This window comes from Bacteroides sp. 43_46 (assembly GCF_001915455.1).
GTDB classification, from domain to species: Bacteria; Bacteroidota; Bacteroidia; order Bacteroidales; family Bacteroidaceae; genus Bacteroides; species Bacteroides caccae.
The window spans coordinates 1-6,112 of sequence record NZ_MNQN01000071.1; the positions used below are offsets into that span (position 1 = coordinate 1).

Genomic DNA, 6,112 nt, shown 5'->3' on the forward strand with positions numbered 1-6,112 from the left:
TCCAGTCTTCAAACATTTCATCATCCAACTGGCTCTCTGTTTCAAGAACTTTAATCATGGAATCTGAAATGCCGGTTTTGGGCAGGAATTTGAAAGCCCAGTTCACGATTGTTTTTCGAGCCATTTCTTCAAAGTCTGTGTCCCACGGAGATTGCTTGCCTTTCTTGACAGCCTCACTACGACTTTTTATTTCTTCAATACGGGCTTTGGGCATTGCATCGAATTTTACAACACCGGAAGTCAAGACAGCGAAATAGTAGCCTCCAAGAAGATCACCACGTTCTCCGAATACATTAGGTTTGTGGATGATAGTGCCGCCGGTACCTTTTGTCATACAGAACTCGTCATTAGCATAAACCAAATCAGAATAAATATCCTTTACAACACCAGTGCGGATCAAAATATCAACTTTCCCCATGTATGAAGCTTGGAACTTCACTTTGCCTTTGTACGGTACAAGATACCCCAATCTTAGTTCAGGATTGAGCGTCAGACCGGTAAGAGAAACGTTTTTGATTGCTTCGACAAGATGATCGGGATATTGCCGGGCACAGTCAATCAAATAAGGATTATTCAACATTGCCTGCATAGCGAAATTGACTTCACGGGCAAATTGCTGTTCTGTGCCACCAGCTGCTATAAATGCCTTTTTAGGGGAGATAAAACAGCTTTCCAATCCTTTCAGTTGTACTGGAAAGGCTGGTGGGGCAGAAGGAACGGGCGGTTGTGGTGTGGAAGGTGTTGGGGAGACCGGTTCTGTTTTTGTTGGTGAAGGAGCATTGTGTTGTTCCATTCCCAAGTTCCCTTGTTGGGGGGATTGATTCTCTGTTTTACTCATTGTTCTTGATTATTATAAAAGTTAAACATCTTGTTCTTTTCAAATGCAGGTGTGTCCGGCACCATTATTCTTCGTCCTTTGAATCCCGGCTGAATAAATATCTGTGCACCGTCAAAATCATTGTTTTGTGTACAGTAAACATGCTGGTCTAACAATTTCTTGAATGCCAATGCGCTTGCCCCCATTTTCACAATTCCGTCTTCCAAATGGAAAGCCCAGTTAGCTGCACTGACAAATACTGCGTCATAGGGAGCTGTCTTTTGTTGCATAACCCAGTAGAACTCCTTCCATACTCCAGTACGTTCATGTTCAAAAAACTGATAGAAAGCTGCCGAAATACCATAATGAAATTTGGCAATAGTCCGGTTAACTGTTTCTTCATGAAGATCATCAACCGCCAATGTTTTCCAGTCAACAATTTTTTTGGCCGTTTCCACATCAGGGCGATATTTGAACTTGCATCCTTCGTATTCAACGAAATGGCTAACTTCGGCTTTTCCCCATTTTAATATCTGCCTGATCTGTTTGGAGGTGTCCCGGCAATTATTAAGAAGCTCATAAACCATTGTTTCAACCAATTGTATATCGGTTGTGCTTGTCAATGTTTTACCGGGATTTGATTCTTTGGCCTCTATTAGTGCAATCTGATATTTTTGGGTGTCTCGTCCATACGGACAGTCGGTTTTAGGATTTATAGGCGGCTCAAATACAAGAAGGTTGTTTCGCCACTTGTCAAGTTTTCCAGTATTAACAAGGCTTTCCATTGCATCATGGTACAGTGAACCTTTTTCAGAGGCTTCAATACTTATCTCAAATAATTCTGGGTGCAATGCCTTGTATCGGGCAAACTTTGGGGACACCATATAATCTTTAATCTGCGTACTACTTAGGAAATCTTTGAATCTTTCTCCACGGTGGTATTCTTCATTTGGCAGATCGTAAATTGTATCTTCTATATTACTCATATAATGAATTTGGAGTTTTACAAAAAACTCCCTACTTTCGCAAGCAAGGAGCCAATAACTAACTAAAAAACTTATTCATCACTTGTGGATAGTAATTCTTTGTAATTCTGTAATATGTATTCTTTTTCTTTATCTGTAAAAGAATAGGCTTTAGCCATAAATTTCATTGCCATATCCTCATTGTGATCGGAAAGGGGATAATAGTCAGTAGCGAATTTGTAAGTAAGCCTATTCAATCGCTCATACTTAACTTTGACCTCCTTAACCCATCCGCTTATCTCCGAGATGATGCCGGACGCTTCTTGCATCTTTTCGTCATATTCCTTTTGGTCTTTTGCTGCTTGTTCTTTCATAACCTTGTTCTGTGCGGCAAAGTTTGAAATCTTAGCATATAGTTCATCCGAATAAGCCCATCCTGAAATGATGTCAAAATCAGAGTTCCCATTAAACTTGTATCTCTCACTCTTTTTAAGGAACTTGTAATCACTCCCAAGTTTATTCCAATCGTAATCAACCTTTCGCAATGACTTCGCGCTTTTCAGAATTTCAGCAACCTTAGTCGCTTCATTAATGTCAGTAAACGCAAAACCATCCAAAAGCGGAATAGAGAAGTACTGAATATCAGCAGGCTCAATTTCAAATAATTCGGGAATTTTGGGTTTATCCATGATTTTGATACCTTCCTCCATCATGCGAAGTTTAATCATTTTCTGTACATCTTCCTCCGTTAACGCAAGAATCTCTTGCTCGGTCATTTCTGTAATTCCTTTCATACTTTTAGCATTTAAAATGTGTTCCCGTCCGCGTTCCGATGGATTGTTGGCCGTAGCTTTTTAGCGGTGACCGCTTCTTGCGAAGCACGGGTATATATATCATTTAAAGTATCTATTCAGTTAAGAATGTATTTATAAACGCCCTACGTTTACTTTGTCATAATATAAGTTGTTTTTGATAACTTAGTGATTCGTGTGCTGCATCTTCTTATTGGCAGTCCGTATTCACACTCTTTTCACTAATCCGCTTTGGCTACTTTGTCGGTCTATTTCGCCCTTTAGATAAGCAGTAAACCTTGTTTTAAGTCTTTATTTGTTCAGACTATACAATATGTCAAAGAACGTTTTGTTAGTTCCCGGAAAGACGGCCAAATCCGTCCGGGATTATTTTCTTTCCATGAATTTTATCAAAGCTGATTTGGTAAAAATGAGACTCTTGCCATTTTTGGTGTGAGGAATATCATGTATTCGATTGTATAAGGTTTGCAACTTCCATCCGAGAAATACAGCAGCTTGTTTGGCATTCAAATACTCTTCGGTTTCAGCAGTCGCCATTTCAGTTACAACCTTTCTCACATCATTGCGAATAAACTTGTGCAGTTCTTCTGCAATCATTTTGGCATCTGAACGGTTCATTTCTTTATCGCTTCGATGGTTATCTGATTTTTATCTTTGTCGATGGATATTGAATATCTTTCAACGTCTTCACGGGGATCAGTAAAAGCTAATTGATAGGCGTAGCTTCTTGCATTGACGCAATCCTTGTAAGAATCCAGCTGCATTACTTTGGAAGAACCAGCTTTAATGCTTAGAATATCTTTCTTTGTTACTTTCATATTATTTTCTATTTTATACTTAAATTTTCCACAAAAAATTTGCATAAAAGAAAGCTAACAACTACATTTGCCAATGAGATATGTAGTAAGTGGCTTTTGAAGTCGCCAGCTTTCTTATTGTTCAAGCTTACACTCTTTGTTTGTTTGACGTTGCAAATATACTTCATATTTTCAGAAGTACAATAAAATACTTCATAAAATTCGTAGTACTTTGTATGTTATAAAACATGTTTTGATGCAAGTTGTTGGTTTATAAAATGTTATATAGGTAAGGCTCGCGTAAAAAGAAAGCTTTTTGAAAAAAAGTAATGTCGTTCTATTGTTATTGTAATAATTGAAGAAGTAAAAGACGATCTCATTCGGTAAGGTGCTGGATTGCTGCATAGTTAGCCCTTAGACGGTTTCCCGTTTTTGCTATATGCAGCATAAGAAATGTCTCGTTCGTATAAGTACGCCGTTCTTAGCTGGCCGGGCATTAACAAGTTACCCGACTTCCCGGATTTTTCGCTTACTTGTAGCTGTGCAGGCATCCCGGTTTCGTTTGCCTCTCAATATCGCACGCCTTTCGCAGTATTGAGTTGTAAGAGTGTAACCCTCTGTCTCTCCGCTATGCGGCCTACCGCCGATTACACAATGTGGAGAAAAAGAAAATCCGCAAATAGGTAGCAGCTATTTACGGATTTCTATATATAAACTCCAAATAGGATGTTTAATCAATTTATGTGGTAATACTGCTACTATTACGGATGCAAATATACTACTTAATTTATGAAGTATGCAAGAAGTTGACGATAAAAAATTGAGTGATCTCTCAAAAAGGTTTTTGCAAGCAATTTCATATTGTGGTTTGAGTGGGTATAAATTGAAGAAAGACAATATTATATCCAGTGAATCAACTCTTACCAGTATAAAAAAAGGGATTCAGTTACCAAGTAAAAAAACAATTGATGCTTTTTGTGAGAAGTATGATGTGAGCAGAGCATGGCTATATACTGGAGAAGGTTTGTTTGCAAAGACTCCATCAGGACAGATAGAACCTTCGGAGAAGGATATTAGGGATGCTCTGAAAAATGCGAGAATGCAATCAGACTCTACGATTAGTAAAGTAGCTCCTTATCTTCAAGATATTCTTGTAAAAGTAAAATATGTTCCGATAGATGCTGCGGCTTCATTTGTCGAAAGCTTATATAACACAGCTTATGAAATTGATTCTTATGGTGTCATGCCGGAAGAAGGTGAAGTGCTTGATGATTCTTATATGGTCTTTCAAGTACGTGGTGACAGCATGGAGCCAACTATACCGGACGGAGCTAAAATTCTTGCTCGCAAAATAGAAGAAGGTTTGTGGGAAAGCGCGTCAGGAGTTGTGAGTATTGTGTATGGGAAAACACTTTCAGTCAAGCGGATATTGAAAAACAGTCTTTTCTTGGATAATGTGCTGACTTTAAAGGCTGATAACCCCAAGCATGGCCAGTTAGATGTCGAGAGAAGAGAAATAAGGGGGATGTGGCAAGCATTACGCATAATAAGTCAAAAGATTATTTGATATGGAAGAAAGGGCTATTGACAGATTACGAAAATTTGCAAGGTATGCACGTGATAAGGGAGTTGTCAAAGGTGAGAACTCGTTTGAGGCTTATTGTGAATTATCAAATAGATACATTTATAATTCCATAAGGAACGGGAAGGGGGCTATTGGAACTGATATAATAGCTCGTATTGTGGATAAGTTCCCGGAATTGAATGTGAAGTGGCTTTGTACTGGCAAAGGGAATATGATTGAGACGGATATTGATGCGAATGTCAACTACAAAGCAGCTTATGAAGGTGCGATGATGCAGATAGAAGCACTGCATAAAATTATAGAAGAAAATAAGCGGAGATGATATAAATATGATACCATTAATATATTTTTAATAAGTATTTTATTGATTATCAGTATAATAGCAAAATGTGTTAGTCCCGTACGCACCGCATTAAACATTGAAAATCAATAGTTTAAAGAAGTAGTGCCCACTTTTACATCTGTTAATGTAAAGGTGGGCTTTTCGTTTTATTCAAGCACATTGTTGCGAGGGGAATGGTGATTTTCGAATATTACGGGAATATGAGTAATAAATGTTTCATAGTTGCTATTATTTGAGTTTAAAAGCTACTGGGACTGTATATTTCACCTTTATGGCTTTTCCTTTTAGTGTGCCGGGTTTCCATTTAGGAAGCATTTTTATCAGACGTAGTGCCTCATTATCCAAAGAAGACTCAACACTCCTTACTATGTTAGGTTCTATTATGTAACCGTCTTCGTCTATGATGAATTGAACAATAACTTTTCCTTGTATTCCTTCTGTTTGGGCTTTGGTTGGATATTGCATATTGTCGTTGATGAATTGTAACAATTTATCCATACCACCGGGAAATTCGGGCATGTCATCCACTACATGATAAACTTCATCTTCTTTTGGAGGAGCTTGAGTAGGAATAAATCCAGCTCCATAATTATCCGGTTTTTGGGGGATTTCTATTCTAATAGCATTTTTTATTTCTTGCTTATTATCAGTCAATCGAAATTCGGTCATCATCAATATGTCATGACGCAATGGAGTATCAGCATCAAGCATGACTTCATAGAAAAAACGGTAACGTCCCGGTTTATTGGAGTGAACTTCGGGATAAAGATTTGCTGTAAACAAATGATGCCCA

The 6,112-nt window shown here is 38.1% G+C and carries 8 protein-coding genes; 2 read left to right on the forward strand and 6 right to left on the reverse strand.

The features are described from left to right. The 5 genes from BHV72_RS06605 to BHV72_RS06625 form a co-directional block, all read right to left on the reverse strand. Nucleotides 1-838: recombinase RecT (locus BHV72_RS06605; RefSeq protein ID WP_286855319.1), on the reverse strand; the 838-nt coding region annotated here is incomplete at its 3' end. After that, entirely contained in the window at nucleotides 835-1,803 is a 969-nt protein-coding gene (locus BHV72_RS06610) for a PD-(D/E)XK nuclease-like domain-containing protein (protein ID WP_117707105.1), read from the reverse strand. The genes BHV72_RS06605 and BHV72_RS06610, both read right to left, overlap by 4 nt. A gap of 71 nt (nucleotides 1,804-1,874) precedes the next feature. After that, nucleotides 1,875-2,576, reverse strand: a complete 702-nt coding sequence (locus BHV72_RS06615; protein WP_005794298.1) for a hypothetical protein — start codon at nucleotides 2,574-2,576, stop codon at nucleotides 1,875-1,877. A gap of 384 nt (nucleotides 2,577-2,960) precedes the next feature. Then, complete coding sequence (locus BHV72_RS06620) at nucleotides 2,961-3,212, reverse strand: helix-turn-helix domain-containing protein (protein WP_055298561.1); 252 nt, start codon at nucleotides 3,210-3,212, stop codon at nucleotides 2,961-2,963. Beyond that, nucleotides 3,209-3,412 (reverse strand): hypothetical protein, encoded by a 204-nt coding sequence (locus BHV72_RS06625; RefSeq protein ID WP_004326696.1) that lies wholly within the window; start codon nucleotides 3,410-3,412, stop codon nucleotides 3,209-3,211. The genes BHV72_RS06620 and BHV72_RS06625 overlap by 4 nt, the downstream gene beginning before the upstream one ends. 775 nt (nucleotides 3,413-4,187) lie before the next feature. Between BHV72_RS06625 and BHV72_RS06630 the strand changes: the two genes are divergently transcribed. Continuing rightward, on the forward strand, nucleotides 4,188-4,958 hold the full coding sequence (locus BHV72_RS06630; RefSeq protein WP_004326695.1) for a S24 family peptidase: 771 nt from the start codon (nucleotides 4,188-4,190) through the stop codon (nucleotides 4,956-4,958). Between the two features lies 1 nt (nucleotide 4,959). Continuing rightward, on the forward strand, nucleotides 4,960-5,298 hold the full coding sequence (locus BHV72_RS06635; RefSeq protein ID WP_004326694.1) for a hypothetical protein: 339 nt from the start codon (nucleotides 4,960-4,962) through the stop codon (nucleotides 5,296-5,298). A gap of 249 nt (nucleotides 5,299-5,547) precedes the next feature. Here BHV72_RS06635 and BHV72_RS06640 read toward each other — a convergent pair. Beyond that, the coding region (locus BHV72_RS06640) for an energy transducer TonB (RefSeq protein ID WP_286855344.1) at nucleotides 5,548-6,112 on the reverse strand (565 nt) is incomplete at its 5' end.